The organism is Methylobacterium oryzae (assembly GCF_036441375.1).
GTDB classification, from domain to species: Bacteria; Pseudomonadota; Alphaproteobacteria; order Rhizobiales; family Beijerinckiaceae; genus Methylobacterium; species Methylobacterium oryzae_A.
In genome coordinates, this window is record NZ_MLCA01000014.1 from 766,438 (window position 1) to 790,134 (window position 23,697).

The 23,697-nt window shown below is 73.1% G+C and carries 26 protein-coding genes and 1 pseudogene; 14 read left to right on the forward strand and 13 right to left on the reverse strand.

Annotated elements, in window-relative coordinates; genetic code table 11:
• Positions 1–324: 324 nt before the first annotated feature.
• The 11 genes and pseudogenes from MOTC310_RS27335 to MOTC310_RS27390 form a co-directional block, all read right to left on the reverse strand.
• Positions 325–2,311, reverse strand: a pseudogene (locus MOTC310_RS27335) (1-deoxy-D-xylulose-5-phosphate synthase).
• Positions 2,312–2,354: 43 nt separating this feature from the next.
• Complete coding sequence (locus tag MOTC310_RS27345; RefSeq protein WP_012320922.1) at positions 2,355–2,615, reverse strand: exodeoxyribonuclease VII small subunit; 261 nt, start codon at positions 2,613–2,615, stop codon at positions 2,355–2,357.
• Between the two features lie 125 nt (positions 2,616–2,740).
• On the reverse strand, positions 2,741–3,253 hold the full coding sequence (locus MOTC310_RS27350) for a tyrosine phosphatase family protein (RefSeq protein WP_331304010.1): 513 nt from the start codon (positions 3,251–3,253) through the stop codon (positions 2,741–2,743).
• 50 nt (positions 3,254–3,303) lie between these two features.
• The gene (locus tag MOTC310_RS27355; RefSeq protein ID WP_331304127.1) at positions 3,304–3,864 is read right to left on the reverse strand and encodes an HD domain-containing protein; all 561 of its coding nucleotides are present in this window, start codon (positions 3,862–3,864) and stop codon (positions 3,304–3,306) included.
• 26 nt (positions 3,865–3,890) lie between these two features.
• Positions 3,891–4,505: a DNA-3-methyladenine glycosylase I gene (locus MOTC310_RS27360; protein ID WP_331304011.1), complete on the reverse strand. Its 615-nt coding sequence runs from the start codon at positions 4,503–4,505 to the stop codon at positions 3,891–3,893.
• A 109-nt stretch (positions 4,506–4,614) separates the two neighbouring features.
• Positions 4,615–5,466, reverse strand: coding sequence for a CAF17-like 4Fe-4S cluster assembly/insertion protein YgfZ (gene ygfZ / locus MOTC310_RS27365; protein ID WP_331304012.1), 852 nt, complete (start codon positions 5,464–5,466; stop codon positions 4,615–4,617).
• Positions 5,467–5,567: 101 nt separating this feature from the next.
• Positions 5,568–5,822: a hypothetical protein gene (locus MOTC310_RS27370; RefSeq protein WP_331289477.1), complete on the reverse strand. Its 255-nt coding sequence runs from the start codon at positions 5,820–5,822 to the stop codon at positions 5,568–5,570.
• Positions 5,823–5,981: 159 nt separating this feature from the next.
• Positions 5,982–6,440: a TIGR02301 family protein gene (locus MOTC310_RS27375; protein WP_331304013.1), complete on the reverse strand. Its 459-nt coding sequence runs from the start codon at positions 6,438–6,440 to the stop codon at positions 5,982–5,984.
• On the reverse strand, positions 6,437–6,937 hold the full coding sequence (locus MOTC310_RS27380; RefSeq protein ID WP_331304014.1) for an NUDIX hydrolase: 501 nt from the start codon (positions 6,935–6,937) through the stop codon (positions 6,437–6,439). The genes MOTC310_RS27375 and MOTC310_RS27380 overlap by 4 nt, the downstream gene beginning before the upstream one ends.
• The gene (locus tag MOTC310_RS27385; RefSeq protein WP_331304015.1) at positions 6,934–7,812 is read right to left on the reverse strand and encodes a hypothetical protein; all 879 of its coding nucleotides are present in this window, start codon (positions 7,810–7,812) and stop codon (positions 6,934–6,936) included. Before MOTC310_RS27385 ends, MOTC310_RS27380 begins: the two co-directional genes overlap by 4 nt.
• A 59-nt stretch (positions 7,813–7,871) precedes the next feature.
• Positions 7,872–8,594 (reverse strand): SDR family NAD(P)-dependent oxidoreductase, encoded by a 723-nt coding sequence (locus MOTC310_RS27390; RefSeq protein ID WP_331289482.1) that lies wholly within the window; start codon positions 8,592–8,594, stop codon positions 7,872–7,874.
• A gap of 187 nt (positions 8,595–8,781) precedes the next feature.
• Between MOTC310_RS27390 and MOTC310_RS27395 the strand changes: the two genes are divergently transcribed.
• From MOTC310_RS27395 to MOTC310_RS27410, 4 genes are all read left to right on the forward strand, one after another.
• Complete coding sequence (locus MOTC310_RS27395) at positions 8,782–9,369, forward strand: carboxymuconolactone decarboxylase family protein (protein ID WP_331304016.1); 588 nt, start codon at positions 8,782–8,784, stop codon at positions 9,367–9,369.
• A gap of 227 nt (positions 9,370–9,596) precedes the next feature.
• Positions 9,597–10,091, forward strand: a complete 495-nt coding sequence (gene ribH / locus MOTC310_RS27400) for a 6,7-dimethyl-8-ribityllumazine synthase (RefSeq protein WP_331304017.1) — start codon at positions 9,597–9,599, stop codon at positions 10,089–10,091.
• 137 nt (positions 10,092–10,228) lie between these two features.
• Complete coding sequence (gene nusB, locus MOTC310_RS27405) at positions 10,229–10,708, forward strand: transcription antitermination factor NusB (RefSeq protein ID WP_419539072.1); 480 nt, start codon at positions 10,229–10,231, stop codon at positions 10,706–10,708.
• Between the two features lie 3 nt (positions 10,709–10,711).
• Positions 10,712–11,635 carry a thiamine-phosphate kinase gene (locus MOTC310_RS27410; RefSeq protein ID WP_331304018.1) on the forward strand — a complete coding sequence of 308 codons (924 nt, stop codon included), beginning with the start codon at positions 10,712–10,714 and terminating at the stop codon, positions 11,633–11,635.
• Here MOTC310_RS27410 and MOTC310_RS27415 read toward each other — a convergent pair.
• Entirely contained in the window at positions 11,555–11,920 is a 366-nt protein-coding gene (locus MOTC310_RS27415) for a hypothetical protein (RefSeq protein ID WP_331304019.1), read from the reverse strand. The genes MOTC310_RS27410 and MOTC310_RS27415 overlap by 81 nt on opposite strands.
• A 523-nt stretch (positions 11,921–12,443) precedes the next feature.
• Here MOTC310_RS27415 and MOTC310_RS27420 point away from each other — a divergent pair.
• From MOTC310_RS27420 to MOTC310_RS27435, 4 genes are all read left to right on the forward strand, one after another.
• Positions 12,444–14,588 (forward strand): sodium-translocating pyrophosphatase, encoded by a 2,145-nt coding sequence (locus MOTC310_RS27420; RefSeq protein WP_331304020.1) that lies wholly within the window; start codon positions 12,444–12,446, stop codon positions 14,586–14,588.
• A 193-nt stretch (positions 14,589–14,781) separates the two neighbouring features.
• Positions 14,782–15,873: an alkene reductase gene (locus MOTC310_RS27425; protein WP_331289488.1), complete on the forward strand. Its 1,092-nt coding sequence runs from the start codon at positions 14,782–14,784 to the stop codon at positions 15,871–15,873.
• Positions 15,874–15,977: 104 nt separating this feature from the next.
• Positions 15,978–17,891 (forward strand): PAS domain S-box protein, encoded by a 1,914-nt coding sequence (locus MOTC310_RS27430; RefSeq protein WP_331304021.1) that lies wholly within the window; start codon positions 15,978–15,980, stop codon positions 17,889–17,891.
• 1 nt (position 17,892) lies between these two features.
• Positions 17,893–18,612: an HAD hydrolase-like protein gene (locus tag MOTC310_RS27435; RefSeq protein WP_331304022.1), complete on the forward strand. Its 720-nt coding sequence runs from the start codon at positions 17,893–17,895 to the stop codon at positions 18,610–18,612.
• On the opposite strand, the gene MOTC310_RS27440 is transcribed toward MOTC310_RS27435, so the two are convergent.
• Positions 18,549–19,046 (reverse strand): outer membrane protein assembly factor BamE, encoded by a 498-nt coding sequence (locus MOTC310_RS27440; protein ID WP_331289491.1) that lies wholly within the window; start codon positions 19,044–19,046, stop codon positions 18,549–18,551. The two genes, MOTC310_RS27435 and MOTC310_RS27440, sit on opposite strands and share 64 nt — an antisense overlap.
• Before the next feature lie 155 nt (positions 19,047–19,201).
• Here MOTC310_RS27440 and MOTC310_RS27445 point away from each other — a divergent pair, with 155 nt between their 5' ends.
• The 6 genes from MOTC310_RS27445 (at position 19,202) to MOTC310_RS27470 (ending at position 23,669) form a co-directional block, all read left to right on the forward strand.
• Positions 19,202–19,771 (forward strand): ubiquinol-cytochrome C chaperone family protein, encoded by a 570-nt coding sequence (locus tag MOTC310_RS27445; protein WP_331304023.1) that lies wholly within the window; start codon positions 19,202–19,204, stop codon positions 19,769–19,771.
• Positions 19,768–20,283: a YceD family protein gene (locus tag MOTC310_RS27450; RefSeq protein WP_331289493.1), complete on the forward strand. Its 516-nt coding sequence runs from the start codon at positions 19,768–19,770 to the stop codon at positions 20,281–20,283. Before MOTC310_RS27445 ends, MOTC310_RS27450 begins: the two co-directional genes overlap by 4 nt.
• 144 nt (positions 20,284–20,427) lie before the next feature.
• On the forward strand, positions 20,428–21,462 hold the full coding sequence (plsX, locus tag MOTC310_RS27455) for a phosphate acyltransferase PlsX (RefSeq protein WP_331289494.1): 1,035 nt from the start codon (positions 20,428–20,430) through the stop codon (positions 21,460–21,462).
• Between the two features lie 105 nt (positions 21,463–21,567).
• Positions 21,568–22,575 carry a beta-ketoacyl-ACP synthase III gene (locus tag MOTC310_RS27460; protein WP_331289495.1) on the forward strand — a complete coding sequence of 336 codons (1,008 nt, stop codon included), beginning with the start codon at positions 21,568–21,570 and terminating at the stop codon, positions 22,573–22,575.
• Positions 22,576–22,743: 168 nt separating this feature from the next.
• On the forward strand, positions 22,744–23,064 hold the full coding sequence (locus tag MOTC310_RS27465) for an integration host factor subunit alpha (RefSeq protein ID WP_012320898.1): 321 nt from the start codon (positions 22,744–22,746) through the stop codon (positions 23,062–23,064).
• A gap of 113 nt (positions 23,065–23,177) precedes the next feature.
• Positions 23,178–23,669, forward strand: a complete 492-nt coding sequence (locus tag MOTC310_RS27470; RefSeq protein WP_331304024.1) for a MerR family transcriptional regulator — start codon at positions 23,178–23,180, stop codon at positions 23,667–23,669.
• Positions 23,670–23,697 lie beyond the last annotated feature (28 nt).

Genomic DNA, 23,697 nt, shown 5'->3' on the forward strand with positions numbered 1-23,697 from the left:
GGCGGCCGCGCCGCACCCGCATCCTGAGGTGCGGCGAAGACGCCCCGAAGGAGATCTCCGGGGATCGCGCGACCTCTGGACGGATCCTTCGCGGCCCGTGCCACGCTCCGGCACCTCAGGATGAGACGGGAGGCCGTTCCCGTCTCGAGGCTCTGGTTAGAGTGTCCTCTCCGTCATCACGCGCGAGGCGCAGGGACCCAGGGTTGGCGCGACGCCGGTGAGCGCCGCGCTGCCCTGGATCGCTTCGCTCCGCCCGCAAGGACGGAGGTTCGACCACATCGACAGGGAACGGAACGAGCGCGGGAGACCGCGTCTTCCGTGGCGTCAGCGCGGGCGGCGGCGCACGCTCACGACGTTGCTCGCCGGCTCGGCCTTGCCGGTCTCTGCCGGCAGCGTGTCGAGGGCGGTCTTGACGATGGTCTTGGCGTCGAGGCCGGCCTCGGCGTACATTTTCTCCGGGCTGTCGTGGTCCTGGTAGGTGTCCGGCAGCGTCAGCGTCCGGACCCGCACGCCGCCCGCGTCCAGCGCGCCGCGCTCGGCCAGAAGGTGCAGCACCATCGCGCCGAACCCGCCCCGCGAGCCCTCCTCGATCGTGATCAGCACCTCGTGCTCCCGCGCCAGATCCAGCACCAGCGCCTCGTCCAGCGGCTTGGCGAACCGCGCGTCCGCCACCGTCACCGCCACGCCCTGCTCCGAGAGCGTGTCGGCCGCCTTCAAGGCCTCCGACAGGCGCGTGCCGAGCGACAGGATCGCCACCCGCGCCTCCGCGTCCTGCCGCANATCACGGTCATGTTCGGCAGGCAGCACAGGTAGGCCAGGTCGAACGCGCCCGCATGCGTCGCCCCGTCGGCGCCGACCAGACCCGCCCGGTCCAGGCAGAACCGCACCGGCAGGTTCTGCAGCGCCACGTCGTGCACGACCTGGTCGTAGGCCCGCTGCAGGAAGGTCGAGTAGATCGCCACGAACGGCCGGTAGCCCTCGGTCGCCAGCCCGCCCGCGAACGTCACCGCGTGCTGCTCGGCGATGCCGACGTCGAAGGTCTTGTCCGGGTGCGCCTTGCCGAACAGGTCGATGCCGGTGCCCCCCGGCATCGCCGCGGTGATCGCCACGACCTTGTCGTCGGCGTCGGCCGCCTTGATCAGGCTCTCGCCGAACACCCGCGTGTAGGCCGGCGCGTTCGGCTTGGCCTTGGCCTGCACGCCCGAGACCACGTCGAACTTGACTACGCCGTGGTAGCGGTCGGCCGAGGCCTCGGCCGGGGCGTAGCCCTTGCCCTTCTGGGTGACGACGTGCAGCAGGATCGGGCCGTGCTCGGCGTCGCGGACGTTCTTGAGCACCGGCAGCAGGTGGTCGAGGTTGTGCCCGTCGACCGGGCCGACGTAGTGGAAGCCCATCTCCTCGAACATGGTGCCGCCGCCGACCACGAGCGAGCGGGCATATTCCTCGGCCGCGGCGGCGCGCTGGTAGAGGGCCTTGGGCAGGAGCTTGCCGAGCTGCTTGGCGGTCTCGCGCAGGGACTGGTAGGCGCCGCCCGAGGCGAGGCGGGCGAGGTAGGCCGACATGGCGCCGACGGGGGGCGCGATCGACATGTCGTTGTCGTTGAGGATGACGATCAGGCGCGAGTGCAGGGCGCCGGCGTTGTTGAGGGCCTCGTAGGCCATGCCGGCCGACATCGAGCCGTCGCCGATGACCGCGATGGCGTTGCGGCGCTTTTGCGGGCGGTTCTTGATCTTGGCGGTGGCGTTGTCGAGGTCGCGGGCGACCGCCATGCCGAGCGCGGCCGAGATCGAGGGGCCTCGTAGGCCATGCCGGCCGACATCGAGCCGTCGCCGATGACCGCGATGGCGTTGCGGCGCTTTTGCGGGCGGTTCTTGATCTTGGCGGTGGCGTTGTCGAGGTCGCGGGCGACCGCCATGCCGAGCGCGGCCGAGATCGAGGTCGAGGAATGCGCCGCGCCGAACGGGTCGTAGACGCTCTCGCTCCTCTTGGTGAAGCCCGACAGGCCGCCGCCCTGGCGCAGCGTGCGGATGCGGTCGCGGCGCTCGGTGAGGATCTTGTGCGGGTAGCACTGGTGGCCGACGTCCCAGACGATGCGGTCGTCGGGGGTGTCGAACACGTGGTGGAGCGCCACCGTGAGCTCGACCACGCCCAGCCCCGAGCCGAGATGGCCGCCGGTGACCGAGACCGCGTCGATCATCTCGGCGCGCACCGCGTCCGCCACCGCCTGAAGCTCCGACTCCGGAAGACGCCGAAGCGCCGAAGGAGACGGAACGCGGTCCAGAAGTGCACTCTGCTCGGGGGTAATCGCCACGGCATCAACCTCTAACGGATGGGATCGGTTCGACCGCCGAGCCTCAGGACATGTCGAGCGGGGCGACGCCCTCGGGCCGCCCGTCGGAGCCCAGCGTGATCCGCTGGATCCGCGCCTCGGCCCGCTTCAGCAGCGCCTCGCAATGCTTCTTCAGCACCTCGCCGCGCTCGTAGATCGCCACCGATTCGTCGAGCGGCACGTCGCCGCGCTCGAGCCGGCGGACGATTTCCTCGAGCTGTTCCAGCGCCTTCTCGAAGGGCAGGTCGCCGGCGGCGGGGGCCACCTCGGGTCTGCTCGCACTCATCCCAGATACTTCCTTTGGGGGTGGTTGTACGGCGCGATCCCCGGTGCCCACAACCCAGGGGGCCGGTCCGCCGGCCGGGTCCGCGCTGTTTTGGACGCGAGCGGCGGCCTTTGCGCCACACCCGGTCACGCCAGCGCGAGGGTGAACGGCGTGCCCTCGAAGGCGTCGACGCCGCGGCCGATCCGCGCGATCGCCGCGACCATGCGGCCGTCGCGGTCGAGCATCCGGTCGGCGATCGCCACGAACAGGGCGTTGGGCGTCGCCGAGGGCGAGGCGGACCGCAGGGCGTCGGCGATCGCCGCCTCGTCGCGCTCGGGCGCCAGCGCGCAGGCCGCGATGTAGGCGGCGGCCGTCGAGCGGCTGATCCCGGCATAGCAGTGGATCACCAGCGGCTTCTCCCGCGGCCAGGCCCGGACGAAGTCGAGGATCCGGGCCACATGCTCGTCAGCCGGCAGAACGTGCCCGTCGCGCGCCGCCGCGATGTCGCTGACCCCGATGACGACGTGGTTCTCGGCGTCGATCACGGCCGGCCGCTCCAGGGGCGTGCCGACATTGATCAGCGTGAGCACGTGGCTCGCCCCGGTGGCGGCGACGGTCTCGGGCAGGCGCGAGAGGGGACAGACGTGGAGGGTCGGCATGGTCCGGCGCCAGTGACCTGCGATCGTGACGGATCGAGGGCGGAGATCCGTCAGCGCGGGCACAGGGCGTTGAAGCGCGCGAGAAAGCGCGCCTCGGCCTCGGCGGTCGGCCACGGCTCGGCCAGCGCCAAGACCGGCTCGGGCAGGTCGACCGAGCGGCCGAAATAGCGCTCGGCCTCCTCACGCGCGAAGCCGGCGAGGCGCACCGCCTCGACATGGGCGGCGATCCGGTCGGCCCGCTTCACCAGGCGGGCGAGCGCCGGCGAGGGGGCGGCCAGGCCGAAGCGGCGGCGCACCGCCGCGAGCAGGCGCAGCTCGACGCCGCGATAGGCGTCGCCGATGGCGGCCTTCAGCGGCGAGATGATGTCCCCCACCACGTATTCCGGCGCGTCGTGCAGGAGCAGCTCGAGCCCGTCCCGGTCGGTGCAGCCAGGGGCGAGGTGGCGGCCCACCGCCTCGACCAGCAGGCTGTGCTGGGCCACGGAGAAGACGTGCGGCCCGCGGGTCTGGCCGTTCCAGCGCGCGACCCGGGCGAGGCCGTGGGCGATGTCGGCAACCTCGATATCGCCGGGCGCCGGGTCGAGGAGGTCGAGGCGCCGGCCGGAGAGCATGCGCTGCCACGCGCGCGCCGGCTCGCTCACCGGGGCCGGCCCAGTTCGGCGCAGGGTCCGTGCCGGTGGCAGCCGACGAGGTGATCGTTGACCATGCCGACCGCCTGCATGAAGGCGTGCACGATGGTCGGCCCGCAGAAGGAGAAGCCCTCCGCCTTCAGGGCTTTCCCGAGCGCCCGGGAGACCGGCGTCTCGGTGGCGATCTCCGCGCGGGTCCGGGCCGTGCCCTGGACCGGCCGGCCGTCGACGAAGTCCCAGAGGAAGCGCGCGAAGCCGGGACCGCGCTCCTCGATCCGCAGCCAGGCCCGGGCGCCCGCGACGGTGCCCTGGATCTTGGCGCGGTTGCGGATGATGCGGGTGTCGGCCATCAGCCGCGCGACGTCCGCCTCGGTGAAGCGGGCGATCCGCTCGGGGTCGAAATCCGCGAAGGCGTCGCGGAACCCGTCCCGGCGGCGCAGGATGGTGATCCACGACAGACCGGCCTGGAAGCCGTCGAGAATCAGCTTCTCGTAGAGGGCCCGGCCGTCACGCTCGGGCACGCCCCACTCGGTGTCGTGATAGGCGACGTAGAGCGGGTCGAGGCCGGCCCACCAGCAACGGGGGCAGCCATCCGGATGTTCGATGAGGCCGGTCTCGGACATGCGGCCACGGTAACGAGAACAGGAGCGGAACGCCACCGCCGGAGCGGGCACCGCGGACCGGCTTCCGCGGCCGCTCCGACGGTCAGGGACGGGCCGCGGCCCCGCGATCTTACCCGGCCGCGCTCGCCGCCACGTCCGGCATCGGGAAGGTCGCGCAGGCAGGGCGCGTCAGCGTCACGGGGCGGTCGCCGGCGAGCGGGGTCTCGCCGGACGCCAGCGCGTCGCCCAGGCGGTCGAGGCGGATTGTGGCGAGGCCGCGGTTTCCCGCGGCGCTGCCCGTGGTGCCGAGCACCTTGCCGCCCGCCGTGATCTCGGTGCCGGGCGCGGGCGCGGCGTCCGGGTAGGCCGCGGCCAGGATCCGGGTCCGGGCCGTACCCCGGTGCTGCATCCGCGAGACCACCTCCTGGCCGACGTAGCAGCCCTTGCGGAAGTCGACGCCGCCGAGCTGATCCATCAGCGCCTCGTGCGGGAAGGCGTCGCCGAAGGCGAAGTCGCGCCCGCCCTCGGGCACGCCGAGGGCGATCCGGTGGGCGTGGTAGTCGGCCTCGGCGGCCTCCGCCGAGAAGGCGCCCGCGGCGGCGTAGAGGCGGGCGCCGAGATCGGCCGCGCGAGAATCGGCCACGGCCTCCGCGGCTGGCGGGGTGGCGCCGGCCCAGGCCGCCGCGACCGCGACGGTCGGGTCGGCCGCGATGGTCGCCTGCGCGCGCAGGCGGTAGAGCGTCAGGCGCTTGGCGAGGTCCGCGGCCCTGTCGGCCAGCACGTCGAACCGGAAGCCGTCCGGGATCCGCGAGACCAGGAAATCGAACAGGATCTTGCCCTGCGGCGTCAGCAGGGCGCCGAGGCGCGCCTCACCGGGCTGGAGCGTCTCGACGTTGCAGGTCAGGACGCCCTGGAGCAGCGTCGTGGCGTCCGGTCCGGTGACGGTGACCAGGGCGCGGTCCGGCAGCAGGGCGACGGGCATGGGCGGCAGCTCCTCGGGCAGCGGGCGGTCCGGCAGGCCGGACCGCGGGCCCGGGACGTAGTCGCTGACCGCCCGCGCCTCAACCGTCCGCGCTCACGCGCTCAATGCTGGAGCGTCGTGGTGAAGGCGCCCCCGCGGATGCGCTCCGGGAATCCCTCGGCGTAACGGGCCGTGGCTTCCTCGCCGTACGTGGTCACCAGTTCCTGAAAGGCCGCGAACAGGGCGGCCTGGGCCATGCAGTCTCCGTCAAGTCCATCGAGGCAGCCTTCCGCGAACGCTTCCGAGACGTAACTCAGCGCGACGCGTTTCTCCTCGACATCGACCTCGACGGGCGCGGTGTGAGAGATGTGCTGCATGGCCGGACACTTCCATTGCGCCGGACACGGGGCCCGGCGGACGCAACGGATGATAAGCAGGTCCCGGCGGCTCGGCCAGCCGAGAATTTCGGATCGGTTAACACGGGTGCTCAAATCCGATGTTTCGCCGGCATCGCCGGCCCGTGTGTTGCGCCTGCATCACCCTCCGAAACGCCCGGCCAGGGCGTGCGACAGCCGGTCGCCCTCGGCCACGTACCGAGCGGCCGCCTCGTGGGCCGCGGGCGTGCAGACCCGGTAGGTCAGCGCGTAGCCGCGGTAGCCGCGGTTGTAGGCGCCGGCCAGCCGGTCGCGGCGGGCCGGGGTCACACCCTCGGAGTCGATCAGCGCCTTCATGCGGGCCGGCCAGTCGGCCGCGTCCGGAGCCGCGCAGAGGTTCCGCAGGAACGCCAGGGCGCCGATGATCTCGGACATGCGCAGCAGGTCGCGGTCGTAGGGCGCGGGCACGTCCGCGGGGGCGGTCGCCTCCTTGGGCGCCTCTTTGGCGGCTTCCTTGGCGGGCGCGGCGCTCCGGCCGGAGCGCTGCTGCGCCAGGGCCGGCGCGGAGAGAGGGCCGGCCAGGAGCGCCAGCAGGCACAGGAGGGTCGTGGGGCGCCTCACGCCGTCGCCTCCCCGCCGGTGGTCGCCGCGCGATCCGTGCCCTGTGCCGCCACCCGCGCGAAGGCCTCGCGCAGGGTGTCGACCAGGCCGGGGGTCGTCGGAAGGGTCGCGACTTCGGCGAGCGTCGCCCATCGGGTGCCCAGGGCCTCGGGCCCGGCCACGGGCTCGCCGCCGCGCCAGAGGGCGGCGTGGGGGTGGACGACGTAGTGGTGCCGGGCGCGGCCGGCCTCGTCCCGGACGATGATCTCGGTGGGCGAGAGCACGCCGATCACCTCCGCCGGCAGACCGACCTCCTCGGACAATTCCCGCAGGGCCGCCGCGGCCAGGGATTCCCCCGCCTCCACGAGGCCACCCGGCAGGGTCCAGACGCCGCGCATCGGCTCGTTCGCCCGCGCCGCCAGCAGGACCCGGTCGCCGCGGATCACCGCGATCGATGCCCCCACGAAGGGCCGGGCCGGGAACAGGCGGCTGTCGGAATCCGGTGCGCCCGCGGTCACGGCTTGCCCCCCTCGGGTGCCACGACGGCCACCCGGCCGTCGGCGAGGCCGACGAGCAGCCGCGTCGTCGGGCCCTCGCCGAGGACGACGATGCCGGTCTCGGCGGGCGCCGGCAGGGTCACGCGCGCCCGCTCGCGCAGGCCGCCCTTGGCCGCCACGAAGGCGATCTCCGGCCGGCCCGCCACCGGCAGGACCAGTTCGGGGCTGCCGCCGGCCGGAACGGTCACGGCGAGATCGGAATCGCCCTCGCCGGCCGCGTAGCCCGCGGCCTCGCCGGCGGGCTCGATCGCGTCGGGACGCAGCGTCCAGAGCTGGAGCTTGCCCTTGGCGCTGACCGTCGCGGCCTGGGTGACGCCGGACCCGGAGAAATCGGCGATGCCGGCGATCTTCAGCGGCGGGCCCGGCTGGGCGGGCGTGCGGGCGGCGACGGCCCAGGCCGCGCCCGGGTCGCCGGCGGGACGGTCGATCAGCGCGAGCCCGCCGNGGGGGCCCGAGAGCGCCCGGCGCGAGCCCGGCAGGGCCCCGCGCGGCGTCTCGGCGGCGGTCAGCCCCTCGACCGCCTCCTTGCCGATCGGCCGCACGGTGACGCTGCCCTCGGCGAGGGCGAGCACGGCGCCGCCCTCGTCGCCCCAGACCACGGCGATCGGCGCGCTCTCCTCGTCGCCGGCCTGCTGGCCGCCGGCCTGCGGCCTTCCCTTGGCGCCGGTGATCGGCAGGAGACCGGAGGTCGCCACCGAGACCGCGGCCTCGCTGCGCGAGCCGCGCAGCGCCCGCACCTTGAAGGGCAGGTCGAGAATCCGGATCCCGGGCTCCGCCCGCGCCCCCCCGGCGGGCGCGGCGGACAGGAGCAGGCTCAGGAGGACGGCGCGCCGCATCCGGCCCGGCGCCGGATGCCGGGGCGCGGCCGCCGCGCCCGAGGAAGCGCGCGGTCTGGTCAAACGTGCTGGCCGCCGTTGATGTGGAGTTCGGCCCCGTTCACGTAGGAGGAGGCCTCGGTGCACAGGAAGTAGATCGCCTTGGCGACCTCGTCGGGCGTGCCGAGCCGGCGCTGCGGGATCTGCTCGACGAGCTTCTCGGTGCCGGGCGACAGGATCGACGTGTCGATCTCTCCCGGCGAGATCGCGTTCACCCGCACGCCGAGCGGACCGAAATCGGCGGCCAGCTCGCGGGTCAGGCCCGCCAGCGCCGCCTTGGAGGTGCCGTAGGCCGCCCCCGCGAAGGGATGGACGCGCGAGCCGGCGATCGACGTCACGTTGACGACCGAGCCCTTCGCCCGGGCGAGCTCCTCGCGCAGGCCCCGGGCCAGCAGGATCGTGGCGAACAGGTTGACCTGGAAGACCCGCTGCCACGTGTCGAACTCGGTGGCCAGGGCGCCGAGGCGCTCGCCCTCCGGCCCCTTCGGCGAGATCCCGGCATTGTTGACCAGCGCGTGCAGCACCCCGCCCTCGGCGGCGAGCCGGCCCCGCACCTCCTCGACGGCGCGGACCGTGTCCTGCGCGTCGGCGAGGTCGACCTGCAGGTGGTCCTCGGGCCCCATCTCCCAGGGGCAGTTCTCCGGGAAGGCGTGGCGCGAGCAGGTGATCACCCGCCAGCCCGCGGCCGAGAAGCGCTTGACGGTGGCGTGGCCGATGCCCCGGCTCGCGCCCGTGAGCAGCATGATGCGCCGGCGTTCGTTGACGGGGAGGGCCAAAGCCGTAAGCCTCGCTGGCGTTCAGGGATCGCCGCCCGGTCGGGCGCGGTGCGTGCCGGTGAGCCCCAATGGTCTAGGCGCACGGGCACCGGAAATCCAGAGCGGGCCGCGCGTGGGCGCGGATGCGGGGCGGACGCGAATGGAGGGGAAACGCATGGCCAGCGGGCAGACCAGCGCGGAGCGCATGCCGGAGATCCCGGCCGGCAGCCTGTCCCCGGCGCAGGCCGAGGCCGCGGCCTCGTTCCGGGCCGAGCGCGGCGTCCCGGTCTTCGGGCCGTTCGTGCCGCTCCTGCGCAGCCCCGAGCTGATGCTGTGCGCGAGCCGGATGGGCCAGTACCTGCGCTACGGCAGCGTCCTGCCGCTGCGGATCAGCGAGTTCGCGATCCTGGTGGTCGCGCGGGAGTGGAGCCAGCCGGTCGAGTGGGCGATCCACCACCCGATCGCCCTCGGGGCCGGGGTCGACCCCGAGACCGCGCGGGCGCTGGCCGAGGGGCGCCGCCCCGACACGATGAGCGCCGACGAGGCGCTCGCCTACGCCTTCTCGACCGAGCTGATGCGCAACCGCGCGGTGAGCGACGCGACCTACGCGGCCCTGGTCGCGCGCTTCGGCGAGCAGGGCGCGATCGATCTCACCGGCATCAACGGCTACTACGCGCTGCTCGCCATGGCGATGAACGTCGCCCGCACGGCGCTGCCGGCGGACGGCCCCCCGGCGCCGCCGCTGCCGCCGCTGGCGGGCTAGGCTTCGGCCCCGCGCGGGCTCGGCGCCGGCGCCGCTGTTGGCGCCGGCCGCTTCGGTCTAACCGTCCTCCCCCGTGNTGCCGCCGCTGGCGGGCTAGGCTTCGGCCCCGCGCGGGCTCGGCGCCGGCGCCGCTTGTGGCGCCGGCCGCTTCGGTCTAACCGTCCTCCCCCGTGCGGGCGCCCGACGTGCCGGCCGCGCATTCCCGAAAACCCGGCCGGACGAGAGCCATGGTCGCCCATACCCGCGCCGATTCGGCGCCCAAGCCCACCGACCCGGCACTCGCCGGCGCCCGGATCCTCGTCGTCGAGGCGCGCTACTACGACGCGATCGCCGACGAGCTCCTGGCCGGCGCCCTGGCGGCGATCGCGGCCGCCGACGCGCAGGCCACCGTGGTTACCGTGCCGGGAGCCCTGGAGATCCCCGCCGCCGTGGCGATCCTGCTCGACGCGGGATCCTACGACGCCGTGGTGGCGCTCGGCTGCGTGATCCGCGGCGAGACCGGCCACTACGACATCGTCGCCGGCGAGAGCGCCCGGGCGCTCATGGACCTGTCGGTGCAGCGCCGCGTGCCGCTGGGCAACGGCATCCTCACGGTCGAGACCGAGGCGCAGGCGCTCGCCCGCGCGCGGGTCGCCGAGATGAACAAGGGCGGCGGTGCCGCCGAGGCCGCGCTCGGCGTGCTCGCCCTGAAGCGGGCCGCCGAGTCCGCGCGCACCCGATGACGGATACCCCCATGACCGGGACCCCCGACACCCAGCCTGAGGCCCAGCCGGAGACCGGCGCGGAGGCCGCCGGCGCTCCCGCCAAGATCAGCCCGCGCAGCGGCGCCCGCCTCGCTGTGGTGCAGGCGCTCTACGAGATGGACATCTCCGGCAAGGGCGTGCTCGACGCCCTCGCCGAGTTCGAGGCCTTCTGGATCGGCCAGGAGGTCGACGGGATCGCCCATCCCCCGGCCGAGACCGCCTTCTTCCGCGACCTGCTGCGCGGCACGGTCGAGGAGCAGCGGGCCATCGACCCGAAGCTCGACCAGGCCCTCACCCAGGGCTGGCCGCTGCGGCGCATCGAGATCGTGCTCCGGGCGATCCTGCGGGCGGGCGCCTACGAGCTGATGTTCCGCCGCGACGTGCCGGCGGCCGCGGCGATCTCGGCATACGTCGACGTCGCCCACAGCTTCTACACGGCCGACGAGCCGGGCCTCGTCAACGCCGTCCTCGACCGGGTCGCCCGGGAGGTCCGGCCGGGCGAGGTCGGGGCCCCGAAGGCCTCCGGCAAGCCGGGCTCGTCCAAGCCGCTCCCCGGCAAGCCTTCCGGCGGGAAATCTTCGGCCGGAAAGGCCTGAGCCTTGGCCGGGCCGGCCCGCGCCTCCGAGGAGGGGCTGATCGCCCGCTACTTCGCCCCGCTCGCGGGGCCGGGCGCCGACGGGCTCCGGGACGACGCCGCCACGCTGACGCCCGCGCCGGGCCACGACCTCGTCGTCACCGCCGACGCCGTGGTGGCGGGGATCCACTACTTCGCGGAGGATCCGCCGGCCTCGGTCGCCCGCAAGGCCCTCGGCGTGAACCTCTCCGACATCGCCGCCAAGGGCGCGGTCCCGCGCGGCTTCCTGCTGACCCTGGCGCTTCCCGACGACTGGACGGAGGCCTGGCTCGACGGCTTCGCGCAGGGGCTCGGCGCGGCGGCCGAGGCGGCCGGCTGCCCGCTGCTCGGCGGCGACACGGTGCGCTCCGGCGGTCCGGCGCTGATCTCCGTCACCCTGCTCGGCGAGGTGCCGAGCGGCACCATCGTGCGCCGCACCACCGCGCGGGTCGGCGACCGGATCTGCGTCACCGGCACGATCGGCGACGCCGCCCTCGGCCTGCGGATGCGCCTGGAGCCCGGCGCCCCCTGGGCGGCGCGGGCGGTCCGCCGCCACGCCTCGGCGGCCATGGACGTCTCCGACGGTCTCGCGGGCGATCTCGCCAAGATGCTGGGCGCGGGCCGCACCGCCCGGGTGGCGACGGCCGACGTGCCGCTCTCGGAGGCCGCCCGGCGCGCCTGCGCGGCGGAGCCCGCCCTGATCGAGGCGGCCCTGACCGGCGGGGACGATTACGAGATCCTCTGCACGGTCGCGCCGGAGCGCCTGGAGGATTTCCGCGCCGCGGCCGCGGCGGCCGGGATTGCCGTCGCCGCCATCGGCACCGTCATTTCAGGCGACGGCCCGCCGCGCTTCGAAATGCGCGATGGCGCCGAGCGCGTGTTCGCGGCCGGGGCCTTCAGCCACTTCTGACATCGCGGCCGGGCCCGCGATCATCGCGCCGGCGGCACCCGCGCCCGGTTGCCCGATCTGGCGCCGGACCTCTCCGATCATCTCGGCGGCGACGACCGGGATCCAGCGGCCGACCGGGTCCGGGCCCGCGCCGGGCGCCCGGGACAGGGCGCGCTGCAGCACGGACAGCAGGTCGCCCTGGATCGTGGCCGGCTGCGCCGCTACCCGCTCGGCGAGCAGGAACCCGACCGCGCCGCTCAACACCTCGATCGTCGCCGCCAGCTTGGCGGCCTGGTCGCTGCTCATGGCGAGCCCCCGTCAGAATACAACCAAAAATAGAATATCGGTTGGTTAAGGCGGGGTTAATGGTGGCCGGGGCCGTCCCCGATCGTTGTGCGACGGTCGGTCAGACAGGCATCTCCGCTCGAGCGAGGCACGCCGAGCCCCCTCTCCCGTGCGGGAGGGGGGACCCGCGCCTCCTGCGGCACGGCCTCGGGCGGTCGCCTTCGTCCCAATCGGATCGGAATGGCTCTGAACCGTCGCGCCGCGCCCGTGAAAACAAGCGGGCCGCGGCCGACAGGGACTAAGACCTGCAATATAATACCGTTTAGCGGGTCGATGAGCCCTGTTCGCGCCGCGCCATGAGACGCGATCCCTGGCGCCGCTCACCCACGCGGGGTTTGCGCTCACCGGCGAAGTTTGGCAATCAAGGCATTGTTCTGGGAAGGAAAGCCCCGAATCCGAGCACCGCGTCCCATGGCCGTCGTCCGGCGGCCAAGCTCGACAATCACAAGCCCACGCCAGGCACGATAATAACAAGGACGGTCGAATGATTCCCTTGGTCCTGATCATCGCGGGCGGGCTCTGCGCCGTCGCCTACGGCATCGTCACAATCCTCGACGTGATGCGGCGCGACGCCGGCACGCAGCGGATGCAGGAGATCGCCGCCGCCATCGCCGAGGGCGCGCAGGCCTATCTCCGGCGGCAGTACACGACGATCGGCCTCGTCGGCGTCGTCCTGTTCGTCCTTCTCGCCGTCTTCCTCGGGATCAAGGTCGCGGTCGGCTTCCTGATCGGCGCCGTTCTGTCGGGCGCGGCCGGCTTCATCGGCATGAACGTCTCGGTGCGGGCCAATGTCCGCACGGCCCAGGCCGCCTCGACCTCGCTGGGCGGCGGCCTCGACGTCGCCTTCAAGTCGGGGGCGGTGACCGGCATGCTGGTGGCGGGCCTCGCCCTCCTCGGCGTCGCCCTCTACTACCTGTTCCTCACCCGCGCCGCCCACCTCGAGCCGTCGAGCCGCGAGGTGATCGACGCCCTCGTGGCGCTGGGCTTCGGCGCCTCGCTGATCTCGATCTTCGCCCGCCTCGGCGGCGGCATCTTCACCAAGGGCGCCGATGTCGGCGGCGACCTCGTCGGCAAGGTCGAGGCCGGCATCCCGGAGGACGACCCGCGCAACCCCGCCACCATCGCCGACAACGTCGGCGACAATGTCGGCGACTGCGCCGGCATGGCGGCCGACCTGTTCGAGACCTACGCGGTGACGGTCGTCGCCACGATGGTGCTGGCCGCGATCTTCTTCTCCGGTCCCACGGGGAGCGGCCGTGACGTCCTCGAGCCGATGATGCTGTACCCGCTCGCCATCGGGTCGGCCTGCATCCTCACCTCCATCGCCGGCACCTACGCGGTGCGGCTCGGCGCGAACCAGTCGATCATGGGCGCCCTCTACAAGGGCCTGATCGCCGCCGGCGTGCTCTCCATCGCGGCGATCGCGGCGGTCAACATGACCCTGCTGGGCGGCTTCTCGACCAGCTTCACCACCTCGACCGGCGTGACCTTCACGTCGGCCGGCCTGTTCGGCTGCGCGGTGATCGGCCTCGCCATCACGGCGCTGATCGTGGTGATCACCGAGTACTACACGGGCACCAACTTCCGCCCGGTGAAGTCGATCGCCGACGCGTCGGTGACCGGGCACGGCACCAACGTGATCCAGGGGCTGGCGATCTCGCTCGAATCGACCGCGCTGCCGGCCATCGTGATCGTGGCGGGCATCATCAGCACCTACGCGCTCGCCGGCCTGTTCGGCATCGCCATCGCGGTCACCGCCATGCTGGCTCTGGCCGGCTTCATCGTGGCGCTCGACGCCTTCGGGCCCGTCACCGACAATGCCGGCGGCATCGCCGAGATGGCCGGCCTGCCCGCCGAGGTGCGCAAGTCGACCGACGCCCTCGACGCGGTCGGCAACACCACGAAGGCGGTGACCAAGGGCTACGCGATTGGCTCGGCCGGGCTCGGCGCCCTGGTTCTGTTTGCCGCCTACACGTCGGACCTGAACTACTTCATCGCCAACGCGAGCCCGACCCAGTACCGCTTCTTCCAGGGGGTCAGCGTCGATTTCTCGCTCTCCAACCCGTACGTGGTGGTCGGGCTGCTGCTCGGCGGGCTGATCCCGTTCCTGTTCGCCGGCATCGCCATGACGGCGGTCGGGCGCGCGGCGGGCGCGGTGGTCGAGGAGGTCCGGCGCCAGTTCCGGGCCAAGCCCGGGATCATGCAGGGGACCGACCGGCCGGATTACGGGCGGGCCGTGGACATGCTGACCCGCGCGGCGATCAAGGAGATGATCGTCCCCTCGCTGCTTCCGGTCCTGTCGCCGGTGGTGCTGTTCTTCGTGATCCAGCTCATCGCCGGGAAGAGCCAGGCCTTCGCCACCGTGGGCGCGAGCCTGCTCGGCGTGATCCTCACCGGGCTCTACGTGGCGATCTCGATGACCTCGGGCGGCGGCGCCTGGGACAACGCCAAGAAGTACATCGAGGACGGCCACCACGGCGGCAAGGGCTCGGAGGCCCACAAGGCGGCGGTGACCGGCGACACGGTGGGCGACCCCTACAAGGACACCGCCGGCCCGGCGGTGAACCCGGCGATCAAGATCACCAACATCATCGCCCTGCTGCTGCTCGCCGTGCTGGCGCACAGCTGAGTTTCGCGAGGATCCGATCGAGCGGCAGGGCCGGGCTCCGGGCGAGCCCGGCCCTGCCCGTTTCACCGTGTGCGCCCCCGCACGCGACGGTCAGTCCCGCGGCGCAGCACCTTGGCATCGCGGCGCCGCAGCGCCACCTCGGCGCCGGATTAAAACCCGGACGCGGCCCCGCCGCACCAGCACGAGGTAACCCATGCCGTCCCTGCTCGACCCGATCCGCATCGGCGCCATCGAGGCGAAGAACCGGATCTTCATGGCGCCGCTGACCCGCGGCCGCGGCACCCGCGAGCACGTGCCCACCCCGATCATGGCCGAGTACTACGCGCAGCGCGCCGGTGCCGGCCTGATCCTCACCGAGGCCACCGGTATCAGTCAGGAGGGGCTCGGCTGGCCCTACGCGCCCGGCATCTGGTCCGACGCTCAGGTCGACGCGTGGCGGCCGATCGTGAAGGCCGTGCACGACAAGGGCGGCAAGATCGTCTGTCAGATCTGGCACATGGGCCGGATGGTCCATTCGGACTTCCTCGGCGGCGCCAAGCCGGTCTCGTCCTCGGCCACGACGGCGCCCGACCAGGCCCACACCTATTCCGGCAAGAAGCCCTACAGCGAGGCCCGCGCCCTGGAGGTGTCCGAGATCCCGCGCCTGCTCGGCGATTACGAGCGGGCCACCGCCAACGCCCTGGCGGCCGGGTTCGACGGGGTGCAGATCCACGCCGCGAACGGCTACCTGATCGACGAGTTCCTCCGCGACGGCACCAACCACCGCACCGACCAGTATGGCGGGTCCATCGAGAACCGCGTGCGGCTCCTGCGCGAGGTGACCGAAGCGGTGGCGAAGGTCGCCGGGCCGGAGCGCACCGGCGTGCGCCTCTCGCCGAACGGCGCTATCCAGGGCTGCAACGACTCGAACCCCGAGCCGCTGTTCGTCGCCGCCGCCCAGACGCTCGCCGATGTCGGGATCGCCTTCCTGGAGATGCGCGAGCCGGGACCGGACGGCACCTTCGGCAAGGCCGACCACCCGCCGATCGCCCCGGCGATGCGGCGCGTGTTCCGCAACCCGATGATCCTGAACGCCGACTACGACGGGATCAGCGGCCAGAAGGTCCTGGATGCCGGCGAGGCCGACGCCATCGCCTTCGGTCGGACCTTCATCGCCAATCCGGACCTCGTCGAGCGGATCGCCAAGAAGGCGCCGCTCAACAAGGACGACGCCGCGACGTGGTACAGCCAGGGCCCCGAGGGCTACGTCGACTATCCGACCCTGACCGAGTCCCGCGCCGCCTGAGGCGCGGCGGCCAGGATCCCCTGCCGCGCCCCGGACGGGTGCGGCAGGAAAGCGCGGCGGTTCCTTGGCAGCGGGCCATCGCGCGCCTATGTGGGGGCAGGACCATGGATGTGCCTGCACCTCACGCGCTCGCGGAAGCCGGACCGACCGACGGGCGCTGGAGCGCCGCGGACCGGATCGCCGAGCTGCGCGACCTCGCGATCCTCGATTCGGAGCCCGAGCCGCTCTACGACGACCTCGTGCGCGTCGCCGCCTATGTCTGCCGGGCCCCGGTCGCGCTCGTCAGCCTGGTGGATGCCGAGCGGCAGTGGTTCAAGTCCGAGGTGGGCCTCGGCAAGCGCGAGCTGCCGATCACCTGCTCGGTCTGCGCCCACACGATCGAGGCCGGCGACCTCCTCATCATCCCGGACCTGACCGTCGATTCGCGGACCACGGAGAATCCCCTCGTGACCGGGGCGCCGGCCTTCCGGTTCTACGCGGGTGCGGTGATCCGGGGCAGCCACGGCATCCCGCTCGGCGCGCTGTGCGTGCTGGACCGCGTCTCGCGGCCGGAGGGGCTCGACTCCGAGCAGACCGCGACCCTGCTGGCGCTGGCGCGGCAGATCTCGAGCCTGCTGGAGCACCGCCGGACGCTGGCGCAGGTCGCCGCCCGCGAGGCCGAGCTCGCCGCGAGCGAGCGCCGCTTCCGCGTGATGACCGCGGCGATGCCCCAGATGGTCTGGACCACGCGGCCGGACGGGTTTCACGACTACTACAACGACCGCTGGTACGAGTTCACCGGCGTTCCCCACGGCTCCACCGACGGCGAGGCCTGGAACGGGATGTTCCATCCCGAGGATCAGCCGCGGGCCTGGGCGCGCTGGCGCCACTGCCTCGCGACCGGCGAGCCCTACGAGATCGAGTACCGCCTGCGCCACCACAGCGGCGAGTACCGCTGGACGCTCGGGCGCGCCATGCCGATCCGGGACGCCGAGGGGCGGATCGAGCGCTGGTTCGGAACCTGCACCGACATCGACGACCTGAAGCGCGCCGAGGCCGAGGCCCGCAAGCTCGCGGCGATCGTCGAGACCTCCAAGGACTTCATCGGGCTCTGCACCCTCGAGGGCGCGATCACCCATCTCAACGAGGCGGCCCTGGCCCTGGTCGGCCTGCCGGATCTCGAGGCCGCCCGCGCGAAGAAGGTGCCCGACTTCTTCACCGACGACAGCCGCCGGATCCTGGCCGAGACCGTGATGCCGGCGCTGCGCCGCGACGGGTTCTGGGAGGGGGAACTCGCCTTCCGGCACTTCGTCACCGGCGAGCCCCTGGCGGTGCTTTACAACATCTTCCCTGTGCGCGATCCGACCGGGGCGGAGATCGGCTACGCCACCGTCACCCGCGACCTGCGCGAGGCCAAGCGCGCCGAGGAGGCCCGCGACCTGCTGATCCGCGAGCTGTCGCACCGGATCAAGAACATCTTCGCGGTGGTCGGCGGCCTCGCCGCCCTGACCGCCCGGAGCGACCCCGCGGCCAAGCCGTTCGTGGCCGCGTTCCGCGAGCGGCTCGGCGCCCTGGCCCGGGCCCACGAATATGTCCGCCCGCATTCCCCGGACAGCGCGCCGCCGGTCGCCGGCCAGACGGTGCTCGGGCTGATGCGCCTGATCATGGCCGCCTACGAGGAGAACGGGCGGGCCCGCGTGGTGATCTCCGGGGACGATGCCGAGATCGGCGAGCGCACCGCCACGGCCCTGGCGCTCATCATGCACGAGCAGGCCACCAACGCGGTCAAGTATGGCGGTCTCTCGACGCGGCAGGGCGGCGTCTCGCTGAGCGGGATCCGCGAGGCGGGCCGCTACACGCTGACCTGGCGCGAGGAGGGCGGCCCGCAGGTCGCCGGCGCGCCGTCCCGGAAGGGATTCGGCACGGTGCTGGCCGAGCGCAGCGTCGCCGGCCAGCTCGACGGGGTGCTGGAGCACGACTGGGCGCCGGGCGGTCTCCTGATGCGGCTCAGCGTCCCGCTCGAGAACCTGCGGACCTGACATGGCCCCGATGCCGGCCGCATCGAGGCCGGATCTCGTCGTCCTCGATTTCGACGGCACGCTGGCCGACAGCTTCGCGTGGTTCTGCTCGGTGCTGAACGGCGTCGCCGACCGCTACCGGTTCCGCCGGGTGGAGGCCCACGAGGTCGAGGACCTGCGGCTCCAGGGCGCCCGGGCGATCGTCGCCCATCTCGGCATCCCGCGCTGGAAGCTGCCGCTCATCGCCCGCCACATGCACGCGCTGGCCGCGCGCGACGCCGCGCAGATCGCGCTGTTTCCCGGCGTCCCGGCGATGCTGGCCGCGATCGCGGCGGCGGGCGTGCCGCTGGCGATCCTGTCGTCGAATCGTGCCGACACGGTGCGGCGCGTGCTCGGTCCGGACAACGCCGCCCGCATCGGCACCTACGCCTGCGGGGCGTCGATCTTCGGGAAGGCGCGCCGGCTGCGGGCGCTGCTCGCGCGGACCGGCGTGCCGCCGCACCGGGCCCTCTGCGTCGGCGACGAGATCCGCGACCTCGAGGCGGCCCGGGCCCTCGGCTGCCCGTTCGGGGCCGTGGCCTGGGGCTACACCGACCCGCAGGCCCTCGCGTCCCTCGGCCCCGAGCACCTGTTCTCGGAGCCCGGGGCGATCGCCCGCCTCGCGGCGGGCGGGGGCGGTCACATGCCGCGATTGGCGCCCGGCACCACGCTGGTGCCGCTGCCGCTGCCGAACGGCTCGTAGCGGGTCAGGCCGCGGAACAGCTGGCTGAGGAAGGCGCGGTCGGCGCCGCTCGTCGGCGTCGTGCGCTCGATGAAGTCGAAGATCCGGCCGTCCTGGAGGCCGTAGAGCGCCACCCGCTCGACCTTGAAGCCGGGGGTGAAGTAGACCGCCGTGACCTTCTGGTCCTCGACCTGCTCGCCCAGGAACATGATCGTCCGGCGGGTGTTCTGCGAGATGTAGTACCAGGACTTGTTGCCCACCGTGGACACGGTCGAGGGCGTGCCGAGGATCTGCAGCACCTGCTCGGGGCCCATGCCGGGCTTGATCGTGGCGAGCGCCGCCTGATCGACCTGGTAGCCGTGGCGCAGCTCCTCGCCGATGCAGCCGGACAGGCCGCTTGCCGCGAGGCCGAGCAGGGCGAGGCGCGCGAAGGACTGGACGAGACGGCGCCGCATCGGGCCCCCAGAGAGCGTGTTGACGGACGGGGCGCGACCGTCGCCGCCTGCACGGGGCTCCGACGGCGCTTGCGCCCTGGGCGTGGGTTGCCGTACCGCGGGGTTATGGCTTTGACAAGGCAAGCTTGGCCACAGTGGGCCGGGGTTCCGCACCGATGATCGCCGGGTTGTTCCGCCGCGCGAGCGCCCGGCGCCGCGCCGTCGAGGGGCTGCATCTCGTCCTGAGCCAGGCCGCGCGCCGGCCGGGCCTGTACACGGATCTCGGCGTCCCCGACACGGTCGAGGGCCGGTTCGAGTCCCTGTGCCTGCACGCGATCCTGGTCCTGCGCCGGCTGAACCGGCTGCCGCCGCCGGCCGCCGAGGTGGCGCAGGATCTCGTGAATTCCGTCTTCACCCAGCTCGACGCCGCGCTGCGCGAGCTCGGCGTCGGCGACATGGGCGTGTCCAAGCGGATGAAGAAGCTCGGCGCCGCCTTCTACGGCCGGGCCGAGGGCTACGACGCGGCCCTGGCGGCCGGCGACGCCGCGGCCCTGGAGGCCGCCCTCGTCCGCAACGTGCTCGGCGGCGCGGGTGACGGGCGCGGCCTCGCCGCCTACGTGCAGGCGGCCGACGCGGCGCTGGCCGGGGCCGATCTCGACGGGCTGCTCGGGGCCGGGCCGCCCTTCCCGGAGCCGGACGGCTTCGCGCCGGCCACAGCCGGCCCTGACGACGGAGAACGCGCATGACCCGCGATGCCAGCCAGGACAGCTTCCCGCTCGCGCGCTGGGTCAATGTCGAGCGCCTGCCCCAGGGGCGCGGCGCCGTCACCGTGGAGGCGACCCCGGCCGAGTGCGCGGCGCTGGCCGCCGATTTCGGCATCCCGGGGATCCGCGACCTCGTCGGGCGCTTCGCCATCGCGGGGGCGACCAGCCGGCTGACCGTGACCGGCACCGTGGAGGCCCTGGTGACGCAGGTCTGCACCGTCAGCCTCGAACCCTTCGAGGCGCCGGTCCGGGAGCCGGTCGAGGTGGTGTTCACCGACACCGACCGGCTCGCCGGCACCGACGCCGAGGACGCCGACATCCCCGACCCCCTGGTCGGCGGCCGCATCGATTTCGGCGCGCTCACCGCCGAGTTCCTGGCGCTGGGCCTCGACCCCTACCCGCGCAAGCCCGGCATCGCCTTCGAGCCGGTCGTGGCGGGCGACGGGGCGGGGCCCCTCGACGGCCTGCGCAAGCTCCGCGACCGCGACGGCTGAGGCCGTCGCGTCCGGCCGGAACCGCCCGCCGCCCGATTTCATTTGCCCGCCGGGCCGGTATCGCTATGGTCCGCCGCGCCCGGCGGGCCCCGTCCCGCCGACGCCCGAACCCTTTCCCGCCGAGACCCGCGACCCGCTACCGACATGTCCCAACGCGTGTGCATCTCGCTCGACGCCATGGGTGGCGACCACGGGCCCACCACGGTCGTGCCCGGCGCGGCGCTGGCCCGGGAGCGCCATCCCGGCACCACCTTCCTGATGTTCGGCGACGAGGCCGTGATCGCGCCGCTGGTCGCCAAGGAGCCCCGGCTCAAGGACTGCGTCGAGATCCGCCACACCAGCGTGGCCGTGGCCATGGACGACAAGCCGAGCCAGGCGGTGCGCCAGGGCCGGGGCAAGTCGTCGATGTGGCAGGCGATCCAGGCGGTCCGCGACGGGCAGGCGGATGCCTGCGTGTCGGCCGGCAACACCGGCGCGCTGATGGCGATGTCGAAGATCTGCCTGAAGACCATGTCGGGCATCGAGCGCCCGGCCATCGCCTGCCTGTGGCCGACCGTGCGCGGCGAGAGCGTCGTGCTCGACGTCGGCGCCACGATCGGCACGGATGCCGAGCACCTCGTCGAGATGGCTGTGATGGGCTCGGCCATGGCCCGCATCGTGTTCGACCTCGACCGCCCCACCGTCGGCCTGCTCAACGTCGGCACCGAGGAGATGAAGGGCAACGAGGCGGTCAAGGAGGCCGCCCGGATCCTGCGCGAGATGGAGAGCCCCGGCCTGACCTATCACGGCTTCGTCGAGGGCACGGATCTCGGGCGCGGCACGGTCGACGTGGTGGTGACCGAGGGGTTCACCGGCAACATCGCCCTCAAGACCGCCGAGGGCACCGCCAAGCAGATCGGCACGTATCTCCGCGCCGCCATGACCCGGACGCTGGCCGCCAAGATCGGCGCGCTGTTCGCGCGGCAGGCCTTCAAGGCCCTCAGGGACAAGATGAATCCGAGCCGGGCCAACGGCGGGGTGTTCCTCGGCCTCGAGGGCATCGTCATCAAGAGCCACGGTTCGGAGAACGCGCAGGGCTTCGCCGCGGCGATCGATCTGGCGCACGACATGGCGCGCCACGACATGATCCGCACGATCCGCGAGATGCTCGACCAGACGGCGGCGCTGGCGCCGGCCTGAGGCCGCTGCCGGCCCGAGCCTCCGTCGACGGACGGGATGGAAAACGGACGCCACCGGTTCCACAACCGATGATTGTGACGCTGGTGTCGTCCGGGAAGGACAACGATGGCAATTCTCCGCACTGACCCCGGGCAGCACCGGCGCGTCCCCCCTCTGCGCTCGGTGGTGGTCGGGACCGGATCGAGCCTACCCGCGCGGGTGGTGACGAACGCCGATCTCGCCGAGCGGGTGGACACCTCCGACGAGTGGATCGTCCAGCGGACCGGGATCCGCCAGCGCCACCTCGCGGGGCCCGACGAGACCACCTCGGTCCTCGGCACGCGCGCGGCCAAGGCCGCCCTGGACGATGCCGGCCTGACCGCGGACGACATCGACCTCGTGATCTGCGCCACCTCGACGCCGGATCACACCTTCCCGGCGACCGCGACCCAGATCCAGTCGGCACTGGGCATCCATCAGGGCGCGGCCTTCGACCTGCAGGCGGTCTGCGCCGGCTTCGTCTTCGCGGTCTCGACCGCCGACAAGTTCCTGACCACGGGGGCGGCCCGCCGGGCCCTCGTGATCGGCGCCGAGACCTTCTCGCGGATCGTCGACTGGGAGGACCGCACGACCTGCGTGCTGTTCGGCGACGGCGCCGGCGCCATCGTGCTGGAGGCGCAGGACGGGGCCGGGGACCGCGGCGTCCTCAGCGCGAGCCTGCGGTCGGACGGCCGCCACCGGGAGAAGCTCTACGTCGACGGCGGCCCCGGCTCCACCGGCACCACCGGCCACCTGCGCATGGAGGGCCGCGACGTGTTCCGGTTCGCCGTGGGCCAGGTCACCGACGTGATCGTCGAGGCCTTCGCGCAGGCGGGCATCGCCGCGGAGGAACTCGACTGGTTCGTGCCGCATCAGGCCAATCGCCGGATCATCGAGGCCTCGGCCGACAAGGTCGGGGTCGCCCGGGACAAGATCGTCCTGACGGTGGACCGCCACGGCAACACCTCGGCGGCCTCGATTCCCCTGGCCCTCGACGTGGCGCGGCGGGACGGCCGCATCCGGGCGGGCGACCTCGTGATGATCGAGGCGATCGGCGGCGGGTTCAGCTGGGGCGCGGCCTTGATCCGCTGGTGAGGCCTCGGGCGGCGCCACCCGAAACAATTCGCTGCCCCGGCGCGGTTGACCGGGGGCGGAGCGCCGATTAGCGTGCCGGATCATAGGGATACGCCTTCAGCGTTCGGCGCGGCCACGGGTGCCGCGCCGCGCGTCATGGGGCGAGCGACGCGGGCGAGGGGACACGGCATGGCAGGCAAGACGGTGACGCGCGCCGACTTGAGCGAGGCCGTCTACCATCAGGTGGGCCTGTCGCGGACCGAGTCGGCCGCCCTCGTCGAGACCGTGCTGTCGGAGATCTGCAGCTGCCTGGCGAGCGGCGAGACGGTGAAGCTGTCCTCGTTCGGCTCCTTCGTGGTGCGCAGCAAGGGCAAGCGCGTCGGCCGCAATCCCAAGACCGGGGTCGAGGTGGCGATCGAGCCGCGGCAGGTGATGGTGTTCAAGCCCTCCAACGTGCTCAAGGCCAAGATCAACGGCCTCAACGGCGCGGGCGAGCACGACGACGATTGACCGCGCGGGCGTCACCATCCGGGAGCGCGGCCGGATCGACCGGACTCCAGGCTTGAGTGCGGCCCTGCGAGCCGGCAAGATCGCGCGGCCTCGCCCCGCTCCGTAAGACGCCCATGCCGCCAGCCCTCGCCGCCGCATCCACCGACGAACCGCCGACCGGGATCGGCGAGAAGAGCGCCCACGCGTTCCGGACGATCAGCGAGGTGGCCGAGGAGCTCGACGTGCCCCAGCACGTGCTGCGGTTCTGGGAGACCCGCTTCGGTCAGATCCGTCCGGTGAAGCGGGCGGGCGGGCGGCGCTATTACCGGCCCCAGGACATCGAGCTCGTCGCCGGCATCCGCCACCTCCTGCACGTGCAGCGCTACACGATCGCGGGGGCGCAGCGGGTCCTCAAGGAGAACGGCGTCCGCTTCGTGCAGGCCGTCGGCCGCGGCGAGGCCGTCGCGGCGGAGCCCCTGCTTCAGGAGGTCGAGACCGAGGCCGGTAGCCGGGCCGGGACGCTCGAGGCCTCGGACCGGGCGGCCCTGGCCGTGGCCCTGGACGAGCTGCGGGCCTGCCGCGCCCTGCTCGACGGCCTGCGCGACCTCCCCGAGGCGGAGGCCTGAGCGGACCGGCCGGGCCCGTCGGGCCCGG

Excerpts from the sequence above, each read along its gene's own strand:
- MOTC310_RS27435 (WP_331304022.1), top strand. The coding sequence starts at position 17,893 with ATGGCCCCGATGCCGGCCGCATCGAGGCCGGATCTCGTCGTCCTCGAT.
- ygfZ (WP_331304012.1), bottom strand. The coding sequence starts at position 5,466 with ATGCCCGTCGCCCTGCTGCCGGACCGCGCCCTGGTCACCGTCACCGGA.
- MOTC310_RS27465 (WP_012320898.1), top strand. The coding sequence starts at position 22,744 with ATGGCAGGCAAGACGGTGACGCGCGCCGACTTGAGCGAGGCCGTCTAC.
- MOTC310_RS27370 (WP_331289477.1), bottom strand. The coding sequence starts at position 5,822 with ATGCAGCACATCTCTCACACCGCGCCCGTCGAGGTCGATGTCGAGGAG.
- MOTC310_RS27350 (WP_331304010.1), bottom strand. The coding sequence starts at position 3,253 with ATGCCGACCCTCCACGTCTGTCCCCTCTCGCGCCTGCCCGAGACCGTC.
- MOTC310_RS27425 (WP_331289488.1), top strand. The coding sequence starts at position 14,782 with ATGCCGTCCCTGCTCGACCCGATCCGCATCGGCGCCATCGAGGCGAAG.
- MOTC310_RS27470 (WP_331304024.1), top strand. The coding sequence starts at position 23,178 with ATGCCGCCAGCCCTCGCCGCCGCATCCACCGACGAACCGCCGACCGGG.
- MOTC310_RS27390 (WP_331289482.1), bottom strand. The coding sequence starts at position 8,594 with ATGCTGCTCACGGGCGCGAGCCGGGGCATCGGCCACGCCACCGTCAAG.
- MOTC310_RS27445 (WP_331304023.1), top strand. The coding sequence starts at position 19,202 with ATGATCGCCGGGTTGTTCCGCCGCGCGAGCGCCCGGCGCCGCGCCGTC.
- MOTC310_RS27415 (WP_331304019.1), bottom strand. The coding sequence starts at position 11,920 with ATGAGCAGCGACCAGGCCGCCAAGCTGGCGGCGACGATCGAGGTGTTG.
- MOTC310_RS27450 (WP_331289493.1), top strand. The coding sequence starts at position 19,768 with ATGACCCGCGATGCCAGCCAGGACAGCTTCCCGCTCGCGCGCTGGGTC.
- nusB (WP_419539072.1), top strand. The coding sequence starts at position 10,229 with ATGGACATCTCCGGCAAGGGCGTGCTCGACGCCCTCGCCGAGTTCGAG.
- MOTC310_RS27345 (WP_012320922.1), bottom strand. The coding sequence starts at position 2,615 with ATGAGTGCGAGCAGACCCGAGGTGGCCCCCGCCGCCGGCGACCTGCCC.
- MOTC310_RS27440 (WP_331289491.1), bottom strand. The coding sequence starts at position 19,046 with ATGCGGCGCCGTCTCGTCCAGTCCTTCGCGCGCCTCGCCCTGCTCGGC.
- MOTC310_RS27360 (WP_331304011.1), bottom strand. The coding sequence starts at position 4,505 with ATGTCCGAGACCGGCCTCATCGAACATCCGGATGGCTGCCCCCGTTGC.
- MOTC310_RS27395 (WP_331304016.1), top strand. The coding sequence starts at position 8,782 with ATGGCCAGCGGGCAGACCAGCGCGGAGCGCATGCCGGAGATCCCGGCC.
- ribH (WP_331304017.1), top strand. The coding sequence starts at position 9,597 with ATGGTCGCCCATACCCGCGCCGATTCGGCGCCCAAGCCCACCGACCCG.
- MOTC310_RS27460 (WP_331289495.1), top strand. The coding sequence starts at position 21,568 with ATGGCAATTCTCCGCACTGACCCCGGGCAGCACCGGCGCGTCCCCCCT.
- MOTC310_RS27430 (WP_331304021.1), top strand. The coding sequence starts at position 15,978 with ATGGATGTGCCTGCACCTCACGCGCTCGCGGAAGCCGGACCGACCGAC.
- plsX (WP_331289494.1), top strand. The coding sequence starts at position 20,428 with ATGTCCCAACGCGTGTGCATCTCGCTCGACGCCATGGGTGGCGACCAC.
- MOTC310_RS27420 (WP_331304020.1), top strand. The coding sequence starts at position 12,444 with ATGATTCCCTTGGTCCTGATCATCGCGGGCGGGCTCTGCGCCGTCGCC.
- MOTC310_RS27355 (WP_331304127.1), bottom strand. The coding sequence starts at position 3,864 with ATGCTCTCCGGCCGGCGCCTCGACCTCCTCGACCCGGCGCCCGGCGAT.